The sequence below is a fragment of the Kitasatospora sp. UYEF31 genome, assembly GCF_057291755.1.
The window spans coordinates 19,049-37,338 of record NZ_JBXAWK010000010.1 but is presented as its reverse complement, the minus strand read 5'-3'; the positions used below and the strand labels follow the sequence as shown (position 1 = coordinate 37,338).

Here is an 18,290-nt window from a genome sequence, read left to right as displayed (position 1 = left end):
TCCGAAATTCATGCTGAGCTTTTTCGCCCCGTTTTCAGCGTGACCCGTTGAGCGCCGAAACCGGTGTATCCGCCACGCCGATCCGCTGTGCTGCATCCAACAGTTCGCTGAACTGACCGCTCTGCGGGCCGCCAGCCTTGATGAGTTTCAGCAGCAGCGCGGAAACTGTCAGGTTTTTCACATCCTCGGCTCCGACCGCCCCGAGCAGCTTTGTCAGATCGCCGGCGAAGCCCCCGGATTCATTGAGCCATCCCGAGCCCAACTGCTGCACGGTTTTCGACTGTCCCACGAAACCGTCCACGGCCTTGCCCCAGGACATCGCCCCCACCAGCCGGTCGAAGAAGACCGTGTCGCCGCCGACGATGCTGATGTCGGCGGTCTCCAGGCCGGTGGCCAGGACGGTGGCCTGCGCTTCGGCGACCTGCCGCTGCATCTCGATGCCGGCGAGGCGGACGTCCGTCTCGGCCTTCAGCCGCAGCCGGTACTCCTCGTGTCCGCGCGACGCGTCGTCGAGCGCGGCCATCGCGGCGGCCTTGTCTGTCAGGCCCTCGGCCTCGCCCTTCAGCTTCTCTTTGATGCCGAGGGCTTCGGACAGTGCCTTCTCGCGCTGCACCGCTGCCTCAGCCAGCCCGACCTTCTGCGCGGCTTCGGCCTGTGCGCGGCCCTGCTCCCGGGCCACGACCGCCTCGGCGAGACCGACCTTCTCGATGGCCTCGGCGTTCCGCTCGCGCACCTGGACCTCGGCGAGTCCAGCGGCGGCGGCCTCGGCCTGCATCGCCTCAGCCGTACGGATGGACGCCCGCGCGTCCAGCTCAGCGGCCTGCTGCCGCGCTTCGGCGAGCACCAACTGCTCGCGGGCCTTGAACTTCGACGCGGTCTCCGCCGCTTCGGCCGCCTTGATTCCCTTGACCAGTTGCTCCTGCGCCGCGGCTTCGGCGGCGATGACGATCGCCGCGCGGTTGCGCTCGGCCTCCTCGACCACCCGCACCCGCTTGATGGCCTCCTCCTGCTCGGCCACCGTCTTCTCCACGGCGATGCGCTCGCGGATCACCTCGGCGATGTCCCGCCGCTCGGCTTCGAGTTCCTTGTCCTTGGAGATGGTGGCGAGCTGCGTCTCCCGTTCCCGGATGATGACTTCGAGCATCCGGTCCTTCTCGATGCGCTCGTTCTCCACCGCGATGACCCGCTCGCGGTTCTTGTCCGCGACGGCGATCTCCCGTGCCTGGTTGGCCAGTTGGATGCCGAGCAGCTCGTCGGTCCTGATGTACGCGGTCTGCGCGGTCAACCGCTCCTCGGCCTGGACGCGGCCGATCTCGGCGTCCTCCCTGGCCTTGACCGTCTCGATCTCGCGCCGCTGCTTGTTCTCGGCGTCGGCCTGCCGACGCTCCATCTCCAAGATGGCCTCCCGCGCGTCGACGTTCTGCCGGGTGATCTCCTTGCGCTCGGTGTTCTGGAACTCGTTGGTGCGGACGTGCTCGATCGCGGTCAGCTCGGTGATCTTCCGGATGCCCTGGGCGTCGAGGATGTTCTGGCCGTCGAGCTCGGACATCGGCGTCTGCTCGAGGAAGTCGATCGCCGCGTCTTCGAGGTGGTAGCCGTTCAGGTCCGTGCCGATGACCTGGATGATGTGGTCGCGGAACTCCTCACGCTGGGTGTAGAGGTCCACGAAGTCCATCCGCTTGCCGACGGTCTTCAGCGCCTCGGAGAACTTCGCCGCGAACAGCCTCTGCAGGGTCTCCTGGTGGCTCGCCCGGTCGGTGCCGATCGCCTGCGCCACCTTGATGACGTCCTCGACGGTCTTGTTCACCCGTACGAAGAAGGCGATGTGGACGTCGGCCCGGATGTTGTCCCGGCAGATGAGGCCTTCACGCCCGGTCCGGCGGATTTCGATGGTCTTGACGGAGATGTCCATCATTTCGGAGGCGTGCAGCACCGGCAACACCATGCCGCCGGTGAAGGTGACGTCCACCGTGTTCACTTTGGAAATGATCAGCGCGTAACCCTGGTCGACCTTTTTGAACAGGCGGCTGACCATCAAGAGCACGGCTATGAGGATCAACAGGACAACGGCGACGAGTACGCCGATCCCGGTTGTGACAGTGTCCATTGAGCAGTCACCTTCCGCAGGTGGTCGTGGGGGTGTCTTTTTGTGGCCGCCGGGGAGTTCAGCGGCCGGTGCCGGGCGGTCCGTTCTCCGGCACGCCGTCGAACGGCATCACCTGGAACGTCCCGGTCTCGATGTCGTGGTCGAAGATGAGCGCGGTCGAGCCGGCCCGCAGACCGGCCTCGTCGGAGCGCACCTGGACCACCGCCGACGAGCCGTCGGGTGACCGGACTTCAGCCTGGCCGAAGTCCCGGCTGACGCGTCCGGTGCGGATGACGCAGGTCAGACCGACGAAGTGGGTACGGGAGGGTTCGACCGCGGTCGGGAACATCCGCCGCAGTGGACTGACGAGCAGTCGGGTGGCCAGCCACGCACCGGGAACGGCGGCTACCAGCACACCGGTTCCGGCGAGGGGGCCACCGGTCAGGACCGCCCCGACGAGGGACAGGAACCAGGCGAAGGCGATCAGCAGGGAGAGGGTCACGGTGACCGGGATTCCGCCGAGGCCGAGGGTGCTGAGGGTGTGGTGGCTCTCGTCGCCCGGCTGTGCGTGGCCTGGTGCTCCGAGACCTGTTCCGCCGTGGCCTGGTGCTCCATGGCCGGGACCGACGTGGCCGACATGGCCGTGCCCGTCGAGTGCGTGGTGGCCGAAGCCGGTCAGCAGCACAACGAGCCAGTAGCCGACGACCACAACAAGCGCGAAGCTGAACAGCGCGGTGGGGAACCCGAGAGCTGTGCCCAGGAAACCGCTCACTTGGGGTGCGTCCTCACAGCCGGAACTGCAGACCGCGACATTCTTGTCGCGAGCCGACCAGGCTTCCCGGCGCACCGGTGGTCACCTTACAGACTTCACTCGTCTGACGGAGAGGTATATCCCTCCGTTCTCACCCAAGAAAAGAAAAGGAACGGGCCATGATCAACAGAATTGTTCATATTGGTTCGTGTGTGGGTTGTTTGCGCGCCCAACTAGAGTTCTCGTGTCCCACCGTGTCGACACTTCTGGAGAGACCGTCATGACACAGCCGCCGAGCGGTGCTTCCTGGTACCCGCCGCAGCCGTCACACCAGCCTCCGCCACCCCGGCGGGACTGGAACACCGGCGCGGCGGTCGTCGGCGCGATCGCCGCAGTGGTGTCCACCATCGTCGGGGTCATGGCCGCTACCGGCGGCTTCTCGTCGGACGGTGACAAGCCGTCATCTTCCAACGCGGCCAAGACAGCCGCTCAGTCCCCGGCGGACAAGCCCGCCGCACCGGCTGCTTCCGCCGGTTCGTCCGGCGCGGCCGGGCCGGGCGATCCGGGCGCAAAAACCTCCGCGCCGCCGGTCGCGCCGGCCGACCCCAACGCGGTCCGCTGGACGGGGAAGTTCGTTCTGGGCTTCGAAGGCGTGGACATGGAGCAGACACCCCCGCGCCAGACGACGAACTACGCACGGCCCAGGGTAGGACGGGAGGGGAGCGAGACCGTGGCAATCCAGGGCCGGACGGCCCAATTGCCCGCAGCCACCGAGGCAACGGCAGCCAACTGCCAGGAGCTCCTGGTCACCCAGGCGCAGAAGCAAGTCATCGTCGCGTCCGGCGACCGGGTCTGCATCGCGAACGAAGCCGGGCGGCTGGGGCTCTTCGAAGTGACCAGCACCGACAACTCGGCAGGGTCGTACGGGCTGGCCAACGGAAAACTCACCGTCTGGGAAGCGCGGATCAAGCACTGACTGTGGCCCTCCGGTTGGGAAAGTCCGCCGCACGGATGAACAGAGCGCTGCCGGGCTGGGGCGCTTCTCGGCTCAGGGCACCGGCGTCATGATCCAGTGACGGATGACCGTGCTGCCCGCGATCATCCGTCACTGGATCACAACCGCTTCCGGGGGCCACCCGACACGCGACCACTGTCGATTTCGTGGCCCGATCCTGGTACTCATGTGCGCTAGGCCGCCGTTCCGTACCTCAGCATGACGGACCGTCAGCATTCGGCTGGCTCCACCGCACGCACACCTGCCCTACGCACACACGTACGGGGGATCCACCCATGCCCGTCCTGCCTGAGATCCAGAAGATCCTCGACGTCGCCAACGCGAACCCCCCGCTGCCGACGGACCTGTCCGTGGCGGAACGGCGGGAGTTGTCCAACACCCGGCTGCAGCAAACGGTCGTGGCCTTCGGTGAACCCGCACCACAGGACGTCTCCATACGTGACCACACGGTGAAGCTCTTCGACGCGGAGAACTCCCGGATCACGGTGCGGTCCTACACCCCTGCCGGGGACGCCCCGCGCGGCGGCCGGCCGGGCCATCTCTACCTGCACGGCGGGGCGTTCTGGCTCGGCACGCTCGACCACTTCGACGCGGTGTGCGCCAACCTCGCGAAGCTGTCCGGCAGCGTTGTGGTCTCGGTGGACTACCGGCTCGCTCCCGAGGTCAAGCACCCGGTGCCGCTGGAGGACTGCATCGCGGCCTGGGTCTGGTTCCAGGAGCGTTCGATCCTGCTGAAGGTCAACCCGGACAAGATCACGATTGGCGGGGCGAGCGCGGGCGGCAACCTCGCGGCGGCGGCGACCGTCGCGATCCGCGACCGGCGGCTGCCGATGCCGGTGGCGCAGGTCCTGGAGATCCCGTCGACGGACCTGACGCTGTCCCAGCCGTCGGTGAGGGAGAACGCCACCGGCTACCTGCTGACCGAGGACGCGATGCTGACCGGCGTCGGGTTCTACCTCGCCGACCCGGCGCAGGCGACCGACGGATCGGCGTCGCCGCTGCACGCGTCCGATGTGTCGAACCTGCCGCCGGCGCTGGTGATGACGTGTGAGTTCGACGTGCTGCGCGATGAGGGCGAGGCGTACGGGGAGCGTCTGCGGGAAGCCGGGGTGCCGGTGGAGATCCGCCGGTGGGACGGGTTCATCCACGGCGCGGGGCTCTTCACCGCACTGCTGCCGGAGGCACGGGAATACCGGGCGGCCATCGTGGAATTCCTGATCGCGCAGCACTGATTTCCTGCGGTTCCGCCGCGTCGGCCATGCTCGGAATGCTGTACCTGGCCTCGATCATTCACGTGCGCGCGCCACCCTGAAGTGGTCGGCCGGGGTTGGCGGTTGATTCCGGTTTGTCCTCCAAGTGTCGACGCTGACCGGCCTGTGTGTCGCCACGGGCGGTCGTCGGTTTCCACAGGCCGAGGGTGCTGCTGGGCTTCTCCTTTTCAGATCGTGCGGATGCCGGGCCGAAGGTCAGCCGATGCCGGGCAACGCCTGGATCCGGTCCCACGCGGCGACGGCCCGATGGCTGGCGGGCCAGGCGGGATCAAGCTTCAGTTCCCGGCCGCGGGCGTGGTCGGCGAGTTTGGCGGGGACGTCGAACAGTTCGGTGCGCATGGTGGCGGGTTCGGCCCGGGCGAGCTTGCCACCCTCCAGGGCCAGGAGCTGGAGCCAGGACAGCAAGTCCATGGTCAGGGCGAGCAGGGCACACCAGGCCTGGTTGAGGGCGCACTTCTTGGACGGCAGCCGGGTCAGGGTGAGGGCTTTTGACCGTCGACTGCCCGACTCGACGTGGGCGTGGACGCGATGGCGGGCGTCAAGCCGTTGCAGTTGCCGGCCGGGGGTGTTGGTCGCGATGACCTGGTAGCGGAACCCGGTGGCGATCTCGTACGGCTTCACGTCACGGGCGTACGTGGGATGAACGGGCTCACGGCGCACGATGAGCCGCAGCCCGCCCGGCCAGCCGGTCAGGTCCAGCAGGTCGGTGGTCTCCACCAGTGCGGCGTCCTGGCGGGGCCGGCGTTTCGCGTCCAGGGCCGCAGATCCAGCAGGGTGTGCACGTGGGAGCGGACTTTCGCCCGCGCCGAGGCGATCTTCCCCGGTTGGACGGGGCCGATACCGTCCAAGGTGCGATACAGGGTGGAGGCCGAGGCCGGATGCCCCAGCACCAGTGCGGCCTGACGCATGACGTCGATCCCCGCGATCGAGCGTGAGCCCAGCAGCACCGAGCACGCCGCCGACACCAGCACCTCACCCCGGTCATGGACCGGGTGGAAGTCGCGCCGGACCAACGCCCTCGACAACGCGTCCGTCAGTCCGACCTTGTCCGCCAGGCGACGTACCGGCACGACGCCCGCTTTGCCCACGAGCTTGCGTCCATCCGCCGACAGCGACAGACCATCCGACCACTGGGTAAGCTTCGGCACCGGAAGGGTGCCTCCTTCCCTGCACGATTCAGTTCTAGACAAGCCGAATCATTGCAGGTCGGGGCACCCTTCCTTGCTGATCTCACACTCCGTCACCAGCATCTGCCCGCCTCGTGAATTCATGAGGCTTGATCTCAACTGGTCGAAGCAATTGAGGCGGCCAGCAGCTCGGCGAATACCTCGGCGGGTGTCTGGTGGTCGAGGATACGGTGGGGCCGGGTGTTGAGTTCCTCGGCGACGGCCCGCGGGTAGGGCTCGTGGGCGGTGATGTCGGTGCCCTTGGGGAAGTACTCGCGCGACAGCCGGTTCGTGTTCGCGTTGGTCCCGCGTTCCCACGGGGAGTGCGGGTGGGCGAAGTACACGTCCGACTCCGTTGCCAGGGACAGGCGTTGATGCTGGGCCATTTCACTGCCCTGGTCCCAGGTCGGACTGGTGGGCATCTGCCTGGGTACGTCGCGGACCGATTCGATGAGTGCGTCGCAGACGTCGGTGGGTAAACATTCACCTGGTTCACGTCGTGTGACGGTTCCGGGCATGGGGTGACGGCCGGTGACCGGCGGTCAGCGGCTGGGTGGGGTGGTGCTCAGGTGGGGGCGACGGCCGCGGGTGGGAGCCAGGTTCCGCCGGTGAACGCGCCGCGCAGTACGGTCAACGGGTTGACCATGTGCTTGACCGCGGTGGAGAGCACGCCGCGGATGAGGTAGCGCTCGCCGGTTCGGGTGCTGTCGGTCAGACGTCCGGAGATCTTCTCCTGGATCTTCGACGGGCGCAGGTCACGTTCGGCCTGGTTGGAAGTCGGCGGGATCCGCAGGTCGGTGGTGAAGCGCAGGAAGTCGGCTTCCCGCTCACGGAAGGCTTCAAACAGCAGCCGGACCTTACGGGCGCCGGGCCGGACGTCAGGTCCGGTGGTGCGGCCCAGGCCGATGGCCACGGCGGACCGCAGCCCCTCCAAGGCCGGCCCGGTGACCCGGTCGGGCAGGGATTCCTCCCCACGGGCCCGGGCCCGGTTGGCCGCGTGGACCAGCCCGCGCAGTTCGCCGGCGAACTGGGTCGGCCATGCCTCGTCGGGGTGGAGTTCGACGGCCGACGCCACGTCCCGAAGGACGTGCGACAGGCACAACTGATGGTTCAGAGCGCCCAGTTGGGTGCTGTCGTAGCAGTGGTACCGGTCGTGGACGACCACCGCCCCGGGCTCCAGGTCCCGCAGCACGGTCCGCCGGAAGGTGACCATTGAACGGTCGCTGAGCAGGAAGTGCGTATAAAGGTCGGTGCAGGCCACATGGAGGTACCCCTTGGCTTCCTTCCTCCCGGCCGCCGGGGTGGCCGGTCCGGTTTTGAGCGGCGTCTCGTCCGCGCACACCACGAAGGCCAGGGTGATCAGGGTGCGGATCGCGAAGTCGCAGGCCCGCAGGGCTTCGGCGGCCCGCCGGATCAGTGAGTGCACGAAACCCGGCGAGGGTTTCGCGCCGGTCATCGAGGCGAGGATCTCAGCGACCCGGTGCACCGGGATGAAGTGGACGACCAGCAGGTAGACGGCGTAGGCGCGACGGTTCGGCCCGTATTCCACACGCCCGGCCCCGGCACCCCCGGGGCGCGGAGCGGTGTGCGTCAGCCCGCAACCGCAGGCGACGGCGTGCTGGTCGAACTGGACCACGCTGACGGTGACCTGGGGGATCTCATGCCGCTGGTAGCGGTCGACGATTCCCAGGTCTGTGGCCTGGGACAGGTCTTCCCCGCACGGGCAGAGGCCTTGTGGGAACCGGTCGAGGTGTTCGTCGAGTTCGTCGGTCTGGCGCCACCGCAGTGCGGTGCCCGGCGCTCCGGGTTGTTTGCCCTTGGCCCGTCTGGACGGCTTCGCGCGACGTTCCTCGCGTGGTGGTGTACGCCCCGGGCCTCCGTCACCGGAAGGTGGCATCGAGGAGTTCGAGCTGTTGCGGGATACCAGGTGCCGCAGTTTTTCCAGCTCGCCGCCCTGCTGCTCGAACTTCTCCATCAGTACGGTGAGTTGCCCGGCCATCGTCGTGATCTGGGAATCCTGACGCCGCGCGAGCTCGATCAGCTCAGCACGCGACAACGACTCCAGATCCGGCACACGACGATCCAACCACACGCCAGAACAGGACCTCACGCACCGTCATGGAGACGCGTCCTGCGTCACGCTCCGATTACCCGCTGAATGTCTACATCACGATGTCGGCCGCGAGGACGAGCAGTTCGGCCAGATCGCTCCCGGCCGCGTCCAGCCCGTGGACGATCGCCAGCGAGGTGCCGCCGCCCTCCCGGACGCGTTCGGCGTGCCCGGCGAAGTGCGGGACGGCTTCGACGCAGGCCTTGCAGGTGAGGGAGAAGAACCCGGTCATGACCTCCCGGCCGAGCAGATCGCGCTCGGTCACCTTGGCGCCGTCCACCGCCGTGGCGGAGAAGCGCGGGATCCGGTCTCCGGACCGGATGCCGCCGGACAGCTGTCCCCCGCCGGATCCGTGCTGATGACCGTCACCGCTGCCGCCGCCGGACCTCTCCAGCTCACGCCAGCGGCGCAGGACGACCAGGAGGAGCACCAGGTTCAGTGCACAGACGACGCCGATCAGTACAAGCCCCACAACGGCGTAACTCACGAAACGCCTCCTCGCCGCTGCACCCGCGGCCACTGACGGACCGGGCTCCCCCGACACCCCTCGGTGCAGCGGGGCGGCCGGTCCGGCCGCTCCTGGATGACCTTGCCCAAGCGTCCTAACCGGGCACTAACCACCGGACAACCGCCGGGCAACGGGGTCGGTGCGGAAGTCGGTGCCGGCAGTCGGTGCCGGGAGTCCGCACAGAGGGTGCGGAAGGCGTAGCCGGCTCAGATCAGGGTCCGCTCAGATCAGGGGCCGCTCGTAGGTGTAGGCGGTCAGCCGGTGCCCGTGGGTGATGTACTCCCCGTACTCGATGACCGTCCCCTCGCCGTCGAACAGTGAGTTGTAGCCGACGAGCAGCGCGGCCGGGCGCTCGGTGATGCCGAGCAGGTCCGCTTCCTCGTCGGTGGCGATGCGCGCGCCGACGAGGTCCTGGCCGTCCTGCCAGGACAGGCCGGCGTCTTCTTCGACGGCCTTGGGCGTGCCGCCGGTCACCCTCTCGGGCTGGAGCAGCCGGGGGACGCGGTCGGCGAGTTCGGCCGCGAACCACGAGGTGGAGGCCGAGACCGGGGCGTTGTCCTGGTCGTAGGTCACACGCTGGCGGCGGATCACCTCCGCGCCTTCCTCGACGCCGAGGGCGGTGGCGACGTGCGCCGGGGCGGGGTGGAGACCGGCGGACAGGATCTTGGCGTACTGGCCGGGTGGGTAGATGCGCCCGGTGGTCGCCGCGGTCTGGAAGCGGTCGGACGGTGAGTGGTGCAGGGTGGCGCGGGCGGTGACGACGGTTCCGGCGCCCTGCCTGGGGGTCACCAGGTTCTCGTGGCGCAGTTCGTTGAGGACTTTCGCGGCGGTGGCCCGGGAGATGTTCCACCGCTCGGCGAGCTGGCGTTCGGACGGGACGGTGGCGCCCTCCGCCAACTGGCCAGTGACGATCTGGGTGCGCAGCTCGTTGAGTACCTGCATGTAGGGCGGCAGGGAGCGTTCGATCCGGGGAGACATTCTGACCCTCCTTCAGGTGGTGCGCCGGGCCGCGCTGCGGCGTGGCGCCGACACCGAACAGTGGCATGTGGACTAGTCCACATGCACTGTTGGCGGTGGCTAGTGGCCTAGGTCACATTGAGCGTACAGTCCCACGGTCCGCATGTGGACGGTTACGCAGCACGCGTCAGTGTGATCCACCTGGCCCACGGATCATCAACTCCCGGAAAGCAGGCACCCGATGCAGCGGATCGTCCTTTGGCTCTGGCGCACCATCCGAGGCCCGATGCAGTGGCGGGCCCTGTGGATCTGGCACGCGAAATTCATGGTCGGGGTCACGGGCGTCGTCCGCGACCGGGACGGCCGGGTCCTGCTGCTCAAGCACCGCCTGTGGCCCGAGGGCCGCCAGTGGGGCCTGGCGACCGGGTACGCCAACGCCAAGGAGACGTTCGAGGCCACGATCGTCCGCGAAGTGCGCGAAGAGACCGGGCTGGACGTACGGGTGGGCAGGCCGGTGCACATCAAGAGCGGCTACAAGCTGCGCGTCGAGGTGGCGTACGAGGCCGAACTCATCGGCGGCGACATCACCACGGACGCATTCGAGATCTTGGAGGCAGCATGGTTCTCCCCGGACTCCCTCCCCGACGGACTCCAGGAGTCGCACCGGCTCCTGATCCACGGCGAGGCCCCCGCCTGACACCGCTCGCCCCCAACGAGCACTGCGCCGGAACCCGTGACGCCGACCAGCTCGCGGACATCCTGTCGGGTCTGCGCACCGCCGACACCCTCACCCAGCAGCACCCCGACCACACCTTCCTGCCCCTGCCCGAAGCCCTCCGCCGGTGGCGGGACAGCGCGGTCGACACCGGACCGTTCTTTGACGGGCTGGACCTCCTGCGGCCCTGCTACGCCGCCCTGGGCCTGACCGGGCTGCTGCCTGTGGACCGCGTGCTCGTCGGCGTACGGTCCGTCAGGCCCGGGGCCTTCGGCGGCTTCCACCACCCCGGTCAGGGATACCGGCACCTCCAGATGCGCGCCCTCATCACCCGCTACGGAGACCTGGGCACCGCCCTTCCCCCGGTCCCCGGCCTGGCCGTACTGGACCTACTGCGCTCCTACGCCCACGACTGCCTGCACTACGGCTCGTACCGCAGCTACCAGCTGCGGGACGGCAAGGTCGTGCGGACCCGGTACGGCATCAACTACCGCCACCACACCGGGCGCAGCTACTCGTCCCCCGACCTGCCCGGAACGGCCGGCACCCGCAACCTGGGCGTGGTCATGGAAGGCGCGTGCGACCGGCAGGCGCGTTCCCTGACCCGGCGGGTCGCGCGCCTGCACAGCATCGCGTACACCGCAGGCGTCGACCGGTTCGCCTTCCGGGACGCCACCGGGCAACTCGACGCCCAGGACGCCGAAACGCTGACCGGTGCCGCGGCGCTCGCGCCGCCGGAGGCCGCCGCGTACCTCACCTCCCTGGGGAGGTACCAGGCGGGCGTGAACGTCCGGTACGCCGTGTTCCTGGACGACTTCGGCGGGGCTGAGGCCGAGGACCTGCACACGACGGTCCTCATGGCTGTGATCTCCGGCGACACGGGCAGGCTGTCTGACTGGCTCGACCAGCGTCACGGACCCGGCACGTTCAACGCCGTGTTCATGTCCGCGAAGTACTTCGGACCGGACCTGCGATTGGCCGCGTGAGCCTGAGGCAATCCCCGTAGACGCCGCCCCTGGCCTTGGAACCCCACCCGAGGCCGGGGGCGGTCCTGTGTCCGCCGCCGGCTAAGACGGGCCTTCCAGTTCCCGCCGCAGGTCGGCCGCCTCACGCTGGGCTGCGGCCACATCCGCCAGCCCCCGGCGCTCCCCCTCGGCGACGCCCGCGTCCCACGTCTCCCGCAGGAGGGCCAGTGCCTGGTCCTGGGGCAGGCCCGTAGCGTCGGTGAGGCGGTCGACCAACGCGGCCAGTGGGTGATCATCCATGGAGTCGACAGGACACCCCACCGGCGGCGGTCACGCACTCTGAGTGCGTCCGTGTCCGATTCAGGCATCCCGGGCAGATGGGATGCCGTGCTCACGGGCTATCCGGCGGATGTGCTCCCGGGTGTAGCCGGAGATCGTCACGACGTCCCGCACCCGCATCCCGGTCCTCAGGGCGTCCACTACCGCTTCGACGAGTTCACACCGGGCGACCTCAAGCGCGCCTTGCGTCTCGGCTCTTTTGGCGGCGGCTATGCGGAGTCGGGCCGCCGGGTCGTGTGCGCTGGTCATGCGGACAGGATGCCACAGCGGGTGGCCATGTCCGCTAACCATCAATCAGGATCATGCCGCCGAACGAGAACCCCTGAGCGCCTGATCCGTGTAGTGCCTCGCGCAATGATCGCCCGGGGTGCAACATCCTCTTAGGCGTAGTGCGCCCGCAGACCTCCGAGAAGCCCCGCGACCAGCAATGGTGCGGGGCTTTTCCCATGCCCCCAAGGAGATCGCCGTGGTGTCTGTAGACGACTTCGATCCCACCGACTACACGACCATCCGCGACTTCGCCGAGCGGGTAGGAGTCACCGAAGTCGCCGTCCGGACTTGGGTACAGCGCCAGAAGATCGAGCCGGTCGGCCGGTACCCGTTCCCGGACAACCGGAAGATCTTCCGCACTACAGATCTGGCCGCCGGCGAGCGAGCAACCCGCGACCGCGCCCGGCTGCGCAGCAACCCCTACATCGCCGCACCCACCGAGATCAACGGCGACTACGGCGACCAGCTCCTGATCGACGTCGACACCGCCGAGCTGAAACTGATCGCCCTCACCGTCTGATCAATCCCGGAACGAACCGTCCGCACGCCGCTGGTGGTTCGACAGCAGATGCCCGCACTGCGGGCAGTTCTTGGTGATCAGTTTTTTGCCCAGCCACACGCAACTCATCAAGTACAGAAGCTGCATGGCCCACCGCGAAAGCAACGGCCTCGTACACGTCGTGCAGTCCCGACACCCACTGGACACAGTCCACCCCCCCACCGCCGGCCACCCTGACCCGCGGGTGCACAGCGTGCCAGCCAGGACGATCCGACGGTGGCGAAGCAACCAACCCACAACCTGGCGGCCGGTGATGCGGGGTGAGCGCATGCCCCGACGCCTCCCCCCCACTGTGCACACGCCCCGGGTGCGAGCACAACAAGCCCTGTCCCGATCATGGACATCAGGCCGACCGGCAGCGCGGTACCGCCGCCGAACGCGGTTACGGTCGGGACTGGCGGAAGATCAGATCCGAGCACTCGGATGATCATCCATGGCAGACCCCCGCCGGAAGCGGCCGCCCCTCATGGTTATCCGTGAAGGCAACCCCGGCAAAGCCAAGATCACCGAAGGTGTCCGGCCCCCCGGCCGACCTGGAAGAACCCGACTGGCAAGACACCTTCCCGACGATCTACGAAAACGAGAATCTGCGGCAGGTCAACACCCGCTGCCGGGAGGTCGCCCGCCGCGAGTGGCGCCGCGTCGTCCCCGTCCTGAAAGTCTCCGCAGGTCTGGCTGAGATCGACACGACCACCGTGCACGACTACTGCGTGGCCGTAGCCCAGATCGACCAGTGCGAGCGGGACATCCCCCGCCGCGGCCTGCTGATCGAGGGTGAGCGGGGCTGGATGAAGAACGGCGCGACGACCGTGGCCGGCCAGTACCGGCAGCAGCTCGCCCGGTACATCGGGGCGCTGGGTCTGTCGCCGTCGGCGCGCGGCCGGTTGACGCCGCCGGAGGGCGACGACGATGACGACGACGTGTTCGACTGAACAGCTGTCCGCGCAGGACCGCAAGGACGGCCTCGTTGTGCCGCGTGCCGCCCTGGTGGCGCTCGGCATGTCGGAGCTGGAGATCGGGCAGGCGCTCGCGTCGCGGCCTTTGGTGGTGGCCTGCCAGGCCCACGAGGAGCCGGGTGCGTGGTTCGACGTCGAGGCGGCCCGCCGTGCGGTGAAGGGTCGATCTACGACGAGCTGCACGGCTACACGCGCAAGGTCGCGACCCGGGTGGTCCAGGACCGCGCGCACTACGGGGCCGTGTGGGCCGCCGAGGCGAGTGACGATCCGTTCGCCGAGAGCACCTGGCGGAAGGCGAACCCCGGCCTCGGGGTGAGCCCGACGTTGGCGTACATGCGGCGCGAGTCGGCCAAGGCCGAGTCGACGCCGTCGTACCTGCCGACGTCCAAGCGCACGGTGGGCGCGTATGCGGCGTGGCAGCGGCGGTGTGGTTACAGCGGGTCGGATGCGGATGGTTTTCCGGGCAGCACTTCGCTGACGACGCTGGGTGATCGACACAACTTCAAGGTGGTGGCGTGATCATGCGGAAGAAAATCGAAACGAAGGTTCAACTCGCGACCCTCGGTGCGCTGCTCGTGTCGATAGGCATCGCGGTGCTCAACGGCGTCGTCGGGGACAGCGGCCTGGTCGACCGGCTCGACAGCTTTTGGGACGACTGGATAGGGAGGCCGGCGCGACCTGGTCGACCGGCTGAGCTCGGGGTGATGGAGCGGCTCGCGCGGATCGAGGACCGGCAGACCGTCACGGAGGAGCGGACGGAGCGGATCGAGCATCAGCTCATCCCGAACTCCGGTGGCAGCCTGCGGGATGCTGTGGACCGTGTCGAGCAGGCGGTCACCCCCGACCCGCCAGCATGACTTGAGATGACATCAGCCCCGTCCTCCTTCGGGAGGGCGGGGCTGCTTTGTCCTGTCGTCAGGCGGTGCAGAACGTCGAACGGATCACATCAACGTTTTGGGCACCCTTGGTCTCGTCGACTGCGGCGTTACCGCCGTCGAACCGCGCGGCTGCGTTCTTCACGATGGTTGGCTCATCCTTCTTGGCCTGGATGTCGGTGCAGACGTTGATGCTGCGGCGTACGGCTCGCTCGACGTTGATGGTGAGTCCGGTGTCAATGGCCGTGAGTGCTTTGATGAGTTGGACTTGCTGAGCGGCGTTGGGCGAAGGTGTGGCAGCCGGTTTCTGTTGGACCGCGCTGGTGTTCGGTGGCAGTGGTTTGGCTGCTGGCTCTTCTTTGTGGAGGTCAGCGGTGCGCTGTGTGCAGCAGCTTCGACTGCACCCGGGCCAGGTCGGCGAGCAGCTCCGCGCGCACGCCGGGGTCCATCGCGGCCAGCACCCGGCGGACGATTGCGGCGGCCTTGTGGTGTCCGAGAATGACTCCGGTGCGGCGGCGGCAGGTGCGGCAGGGGGTTGCGTCAAGGGCGCGGACGATGATGCCGATTCCGCCGTCGGTGGGGACGATTTCGACGATGTCGTCGGTCTCTGCGCTCACGACTGCACCGTCCTCGCCCTTGTCTCCGGCGGCCCACGTGCGGCCTGATGGCTGTGGATGCTGTGGTCGACCGGCGTGTACGGCGGGAGCGGCCCGGCGCCGCCGGTGACGGTCCGCCGGAGTTCGGCGTCGAGGCTGTTGGACAGCCGGATCGCCTGGGTGCGGGTGAGGTGTTCGACGGTCCACTCGTCGGTGGGCTTGCCGTCGGCGTCGTGGTGCGGGCCGAAGCGGAGTTCGACCGGCCGGTCGGGGTCGGTGGAGTTGCCGACGAGGACGTGGTCGTCGGTGATGTTGTTGGACATGAGGTTCCTCGGGTTGTGCCGTGGCCGGGTTCGCGGGCCGGCCGTGGCGGGTGGGCGGGGCGTCGCAGCCGCCCCGAATGGACTGGTCAGGCAGTGGGCAAGCTGATCCGTACGGTCGCTGAGCCATCAGGCATGCGCAGGATGTCGATGTCTGCGTGGTGAGCCTGGACGTATCCGCGCCGCTCATCCCAGGTGCCGGATGGCAGGTCCGCCGGCGTTTCTATACAGAGCTCCCACCGTCCGCCCTGAACGCGGGCGTTGATGAGGAGCCCCGTGATCCGTTCGAGCTCGGCGCGCTTCATTGCCACGGGGAAGGGCGGGGCGGGTTCCATAAAGGATGGCCTCTCGCGAGATCTAAATTCCACGCGAGAACATACGCCTCCAGCGCTACAGTCGGCACAGTTCGTCGGAGATGACCACGGGGAGACGAGATGCCGGACCCGTCGCCGAGCAAGGCGTCGCAGATCGCGGATGCCATTCGCGCGCAGATCGAAGCTGGCGAGTAGCAGCCCGGCTAACGGCTCCCCACACAGGGCGAGATCGCCGCCACGCACGGAGTCCGACCGACGGCCGCGGGCAGTGCGCTGAAGCTGCTCGCAGCCGAAGGGCTGGTCCGGATAACCAAGGGTCGACCCGCCGAGGTGGCCCTTCCGCCCGCTCCTCGACAGGTCCTGAATCTGTCGCCAGGACCAATCGCAGGGGTGTACGAATCGCGCATGACGTCCGTGCGCGCGTCGGCAGAGGTGGCTGAACGGCTCCGCATTCAGCCAGGCGACGCGGTCATGCAGACGATCTATATCCACCTGGACGGGGGCCGGCCGACACGGCTGCTGACGTCGTACGAGCCGATGGCGATCACCGGTGCCAACGTGATCGCCATGCCGGAAGTCGGCGACCACGCAGGCTCTGGCGTGCCCGCTCGTATGCGGGAGATCGGTGTCACGGTGACCCAGGTGCCGCTTCACATCGCATGTCGACCGGCGCATGCTGATGAGGCCCGACGCTTGGAGATCGCTCCCGGCCTCCCTGTGTACGCGATCCGACGCACCCACCGTGATACGTCCGGGCGACCGGTCGAAACCGGGGACCTGATCGCGCCGGTGGACCATTGGGAGATCGAAGTCGAGGCGTCGGTTTCCGATGGCGGCTCGCTGACGGATTGACCTACTGACCATCGTTCGCGTCTGCGGCCCTCGCGACCCGCCGAAGCGTTGCCGTCGGGGATGGCCTGACGGTCGGGACCGCCCGCCTAGTGACAGGAAGACCGCCACTGGTTGGGCTTGTCCTTTCATCACGCCTATAACCCTAGGACTACAGATTTATGTGTACAAGGTTTCAGCCAACTCAAGAAGCGACTAGGCGCCCGCGATCAGCGCCCGGAGTTGGGCGGCTTCGTACTCAACCTGGTCCTCCGGCAGCAGCGGGAACGAGTCATCGACAGGCAGGAGCGGGAAGGGGTGGCCCGGCGCTGGATCAACGCGGTAGCGCGGCACCAAGTGTGTGTGAAGGTGCGGCGAAGTGTTGCCGAGGGTCTCGTAGTTCATCTTCAGCGGCTGGTAGTACGAGAGCAGCACGCGTGACACCGCGAGTACGTCAGCCCAGTAGCCTGCGGCTTCCTCATCGGTCAGTTCTGTCGGATCGTTGATGTGCCGGCCGCGCCAGATAACCAGGCTGTACCCGCGCTGTACGTCGGCCCGTTGCAGGTACGCGTCGGTGAACTTGCTCGCCCGGATGAGGACTCCGTACTTCGTACGCTCCGGCCGACCCGACTCGCACATCTCGCAGCCGACCCCCTTGATCAGGTCGTCCCAGTTCGACGGCCATTCCCTGGTCATGCAGTCCCCTCGGGTGTGGCCCACTCGTACACGAACTCGTGCCGGTCGGCGGCGTACAGGTCGTCAGCGACCTGGAGCGGGCGCCCGGTTGCGTCGTAGTCGACGTGGATCATACGGACCACAGGGACGCCCGGATCGAGCTTGAGCGTCTTGGCTTCGCCCGGTGTCGGCATCCGGGCGGCGAACACGTCGATGGTGTCCGCGACGTGGTGTCCGAGGGACTTGATGTAGAGGTCGGGCCCTTCGGGCAGGGCGGTGTGGTCTGCCAGGTCGGTACCGCCTGCGAGCCACAGCGGGTAGTAGCTGGTGGACAGGACCGCGGGCTCACCGTCGAGAATTTGAAGCCGCTGGCGTAGGACGGCCGCCGCGCCGACGGCGGCTCGCAGCCATTCGGCCACATCGCGAGGAGCCGGACCACGGCCGACCTTGAGCATGTGGCGGGACGGCGACTGCCCCTGCTCAATCGCCAGAGTGTCGAAGACCGGCTTCCCGGATCCCAGGAGCGCAGCGCGGCTGCGCGAAGACATAACACGGCGCAGGGGCCGTTGCTTGCGGACGTAGGTGCCGTAGCCCTTGTGCGTGACGACGAGTCCTTCAGCGGCAAGGATCGCCAGCGCAGCCCGGACAGGCGTCCGGCTCAGCCCCGTCTGCACGTTGAACTCCTGCTCGGAAGGGAGTTTCTCTTCGGGCCGCAGGACACCGCTGGCGATGTCCTCACGTAGCAGGTCGGCGAGTTGGAGGGACAGGGCTCTGTCGGCGCTTGGGTCCAACCGGGTTGGGTCCACCACGCTCCCTATGATCCTCGGATTCCAAGCACGCTACCAGGGACAGCCTGAGCGCCTGGCTCTATCTGACGCGCCGCCAAGAGTAGGTACGGGCAGCCGACTCGGGTGACCTCATCGCCTCTGTCACCTCGGGGGAATGCGGCTGCGACCTGCGGCTCTGAAGCGAGCCAGCGGACGATTCCTGGGGAGGATCTGGGGAGATCGGAGC

General features: G+C 67.9%; 23 protein-coding genes. 9 read left to right on the top strand and 14 right to left on the bottom strand.

From position 1 onward, the window contains the following. Positions 1-34: 34 nt before the first annotated feature. Together AC0Z36_RS07310 and AC0Z36_RS07305 are read right to left on the bottom strand one after the other, a co-directional pair. Positions 35-2,107, bottom strand: a complete 2,073-nt coding sequence (locus AC0Z36_RS07310; RefSeq protein WP_485461890.1) for a flotillin family protein — start codon at positions 2,105-2,107, stop codon at positions 35-37. 58 nt (positions 2,108-2,165) lie between these two features. Beyond that, complete coding sequence (locus AC0Z36_RS07305) at positions 2,166-2,858, bottom strand: hypothetical protein (protein WP_485461889.1); 693 nt, start codon at positions 2,856-2,858, stop codon at positions 2,166-2,168. Between the two features lie 259 nt (positions 2,859-3,117). Here AC0Z36_RS07305 and AC0Z36_RS07300 point away from each other — a divergent pair, with 259 nt between their 5' ends. Further along, positions 3,118-3,813, top strand: a complete 696-nt coding sequence (locus tag AC0Z36_RS07300; RefSeq protein ID WP_485461888.1) for a hypothetical protein — start codon at positions 3,118-3,120, stop codon at positions 3,811-3,813. 314 nt (positions 3,814-4,127) lie between these two features. Further along, positions 4,128-5,084, top strand: a complete 957-nt coding sequence (locus AC0Z36_RS07295) for an alpha/beta hydrolase (protein WP_485461887.1) — start codon at positions 4,128-4,130, stop codon at positions 5,082-5,084. A gap of 234 nt (positions 5,085-5,318) precedes the next feature. Here AC0Z36_RS07295 and AC0Z36_RS07290 read toward each other — a convergent pair whose 3' ends face one another. The 6 genes from AC0Z36_RS07290 to AC0Z36_RS07265 form a co-directional block, all read right to left on the bottom strand. After that, positions 5,319-5,840, bottom strand: coding sequence for a transposase (locus AC0Z36_RS07290; RefSeq protein WP_485461886.1), 522 nt, complete (start codon positions 5,838-5,840; stop codon positions 5,319-5,321). Continuing rightward, positions 5,813-6,271: a hypothetical protein gene (locus AC0Z36_RS07285; protein ID WP_485461885.1), complete on the bottom strand. Its 459-nt coding sequence runs from the start codon at positions 6,269-6,271 to the stop codon at positions 5,813-5,815. Before AC0Z36_RS07285 ends, AC0Z36_RS07290 begins: the two co-directional genes overlap by 28 nt. A 134-nt stretch (positions 6,272-6,405) precedes the next feature. Then, the gene (locus tag AC0Z36_RS07280; protein WP_485461884.1) at positions 6,406-6,807 is read right to left on the bottom strand and encodes an IS30 family transposase; all 402 of its coding nucleotides are present in this window, start codon (positions 6,805-6,807) and stop codon (positions 6,406-6,408) included. 47 nt (positions 6,808-6,854) lie between these two features. Then, entirely contained in the window at positions 6,855-8,363 is a 1,509-nt protein-coding gene (gene tnpC, locus AC0Z36_RS07275) for an IS66 family transposase (RefSeq protein ID WP_485461883.1), read from the bottom strand. A gap of 88 nt (positions 8,364-8,451) precedes the next feature. After that, positions 8,452-8,886, bottom strand: coding sequence for a hypothetical protein (locus AC0Z36_RS07270; protein ID WP_485461882.1), 435 nt, complete (start codon positions 8,884-8,886; stop codon positions 8,452-8,454). 243 nt (positions 8,887-9,129) lie between these two features. Beyond that, positions 9,130-9,885, bottom strand: coding sequence for a GntR family transcriptional regulator (locus AC0Z36_RS07265; RefSeq protein WP_485461881.1), 756 nt, complete (start codon positions 9,883-9,885; stop codon positions 9,130-9,132). 220 nt (positions 9,886-10,105) lie between these two features. Here AC0Z36_RS07265 and AC0Z36_RS07260 point away from each other — a divergent pair, with 220 nt between their 5' ends. Both AC0Z36_RS07260 and AC0Z36_RS07255 read left to right on the top strand, forming a co-directional pair. Then, the gene (locus AC0Z36_RS07260) at positions 10,106-10,561 is read left to right on the top strand and encodes an NUDIX domain-containing protein (protein ID WP_485461880.1); all 456 of its coding nucleotides are present in this window, start codon (positions 10,106-10,108) and stop codon (positions 10,559-10,561) included. Beyond that, entirely contained in the window at positions 10,483-11,565 is a 1,083-nt protein-coding gene (locus AC0Z36_RS07255) for a hypothetical protein (protein WP_485461879.1), read from the top strand. Before AC0Z36_RS07260 ends, AC0Z36_RS07255 begins: the two co-directional genes overlap by 79 nt. An 81-nt stretch (positions 11,566-11,646) precedes the next feature. On the opposite strand, the gene AC0Z36_RS07250 is transcribed toward AC0Z36_RS07255, so the two are convergent. After that, positions 11,647-11,844 carry a hypothetical protein gene (locus AC0Z36_RS07250; RefSeq protein ID WP_485461878.1) on the bottom strand — a complete coding sequence of 66 codons (198 nt, stop codon included), beginning with the start codon at positions 11,842-11,844 and terminating at the stop codon, positions 11,647-11,649. Positions 11,845-11,904: 60 nt separating this feature from the next. Further along, positions 11,905-12,132, bottom strand: a complete 228-nt coding sequence (locus AC0Z36_RS07245) for a hypothetical protein (protein ID WP_485461877.1) — start codon at positions 12,130-12,132, stop codon at positions 11,905-11,907. A gap of 217 nt (positions 12,133-12,349) precedes the next feature. Here AC0Z36_RS07245 and AC0Z36_RS07240 point away from each other — a divergent pair, with 217 nt between their 5' ends. The 4 genes from AC0Z36_RS07240 (at position 12,350) to AC0Z36_RS07225 (ending at position 14,525) form a co-directional block, all read left to right on the top strand. Continuing rightward, positions 12,350-12,673, top strand: coding sequence for a hypothetical protein (locus AC0Z36_RS07240; protein WP_485461876.1), 324 nt, complete (start codon positions 12,350-12,352; stop codon positions 12,671-12,673). 551 nt (positions 12,674-13,224) lie between these two features. Beyond that, positions 13,225-13,644: a phage terminase small subunit P27 family gene (locus AC0Z36_RS07235; RefSeq protein WP_485461875.1), complete on the top strand. Its 420-nt coding sequence runs from the start codon at positions 13,225-13,227 to the stop codon at positions 13,642-13,644. A gap of 147 nt (positions 13,645-13,791) precedes the next feature. After that, complete coding sequence (locus tag AC0Z36_RS07230; RefSeq protein ID WP_485461874.1) at positions 13,792-14,187, top strand: hypothetical protein; 396 nt, start codon at positions 13,792-13,794, stop codon at positions 14,185-14,187. 2 nt (positions 14,188-14,189) lie between these two features. Beyond that, complete coding sequence (locus AC0Z36_RS07225) at positions 14,190-14,525, top strand: hypothetical protein (RefSeq protein WP_485461873.1); 336 nt, start codon at positions 14,190-14,192, stop codon at positions 14,523-14,525. A 386-nt stretch (positions 14,526-14,911) separates the two neighbouring features. Here AC0Z36_RS07225 and AC0Z36_RS07220 read toward each other — a convergent pair whose 3' ends face one another. After that, a complete protein-coding gene (locus AC0Z36_RS07220) occupies positions 14,912-15,160 on the bottom strand; it encodes a hypothetical protein (RefSeq protein ID WP_485461872.1) in 249 nt (82 codons plus the stop codon). Continuing rightward, the gene (locus AC0Z36_RS07215) at positions 15,157-15,462 is read right to left on the bottom strand and encodes a hypothetical protein (protein ID WP_485461871.1); all 306 of its coding nucleotides are present in this window, start codon (positions 15,460-15,462) and stop codon (positions 15,157-15,159) included. Before AC0Z36_RS07215 ends, AC0Z36_RS07220 begins: the two co-directional genes overlap by 4 nt. 716 nt (positions 15,463-16,178) lie before the next feature. Here AC0Z36_RS07215 and AC0Z36_RS07210 point away from each other — a divergent pair. Then, a complete protein-coding gene (locus AC0Z36_RS07210) occupies positions 16,179-16,625 on the top strand; it encodes a UTRA domain-containing protein (protein ID WP_485461870.1) in 447 nt (148 codons plus the stop codon). A gap of 192 nt (positions 16,626-16,817) precedes the next feature. Here AC0Z36_RS07210 and AC0Z36_RS07205 read toward each other — a convergent pair whose 3' ends face one another. Both AC0Z36_RS07205 and AC0Z36_RS07200 read right to left on the bottom strand, forming a co-directional pair. Further along, positions 16,818-17,297: an HIT family protein gene (locus tag AC0Z36_RS07205; RefSeq protein WP_485461869.1), complete on the bottom strand. Its 480-nt coding sequence runs from the start codon at positions 17,295-17,297 to the stop codon at positions 16,818-16,820. Beyond that, the gene (locus AC0Z36_RS07200; RefSeq protein ID WP_485461868.1) at positions 17,294-18,085 is read right to left on the bottom strand and encodes a GntR family transcriptional regulator; all 792 of its coding nucleotides are present in this window, start codon (positions 18,083-18,085) and stop codon (positions 17,294-17,296) included. The genes AC0Z36_RS07205 and AC0Z36_RS07200 overlap by 4 nt, the downstream gene beginning before the upstream one ends. Positions 18,086-18,290: the final 205 nt, after the last annotated feature.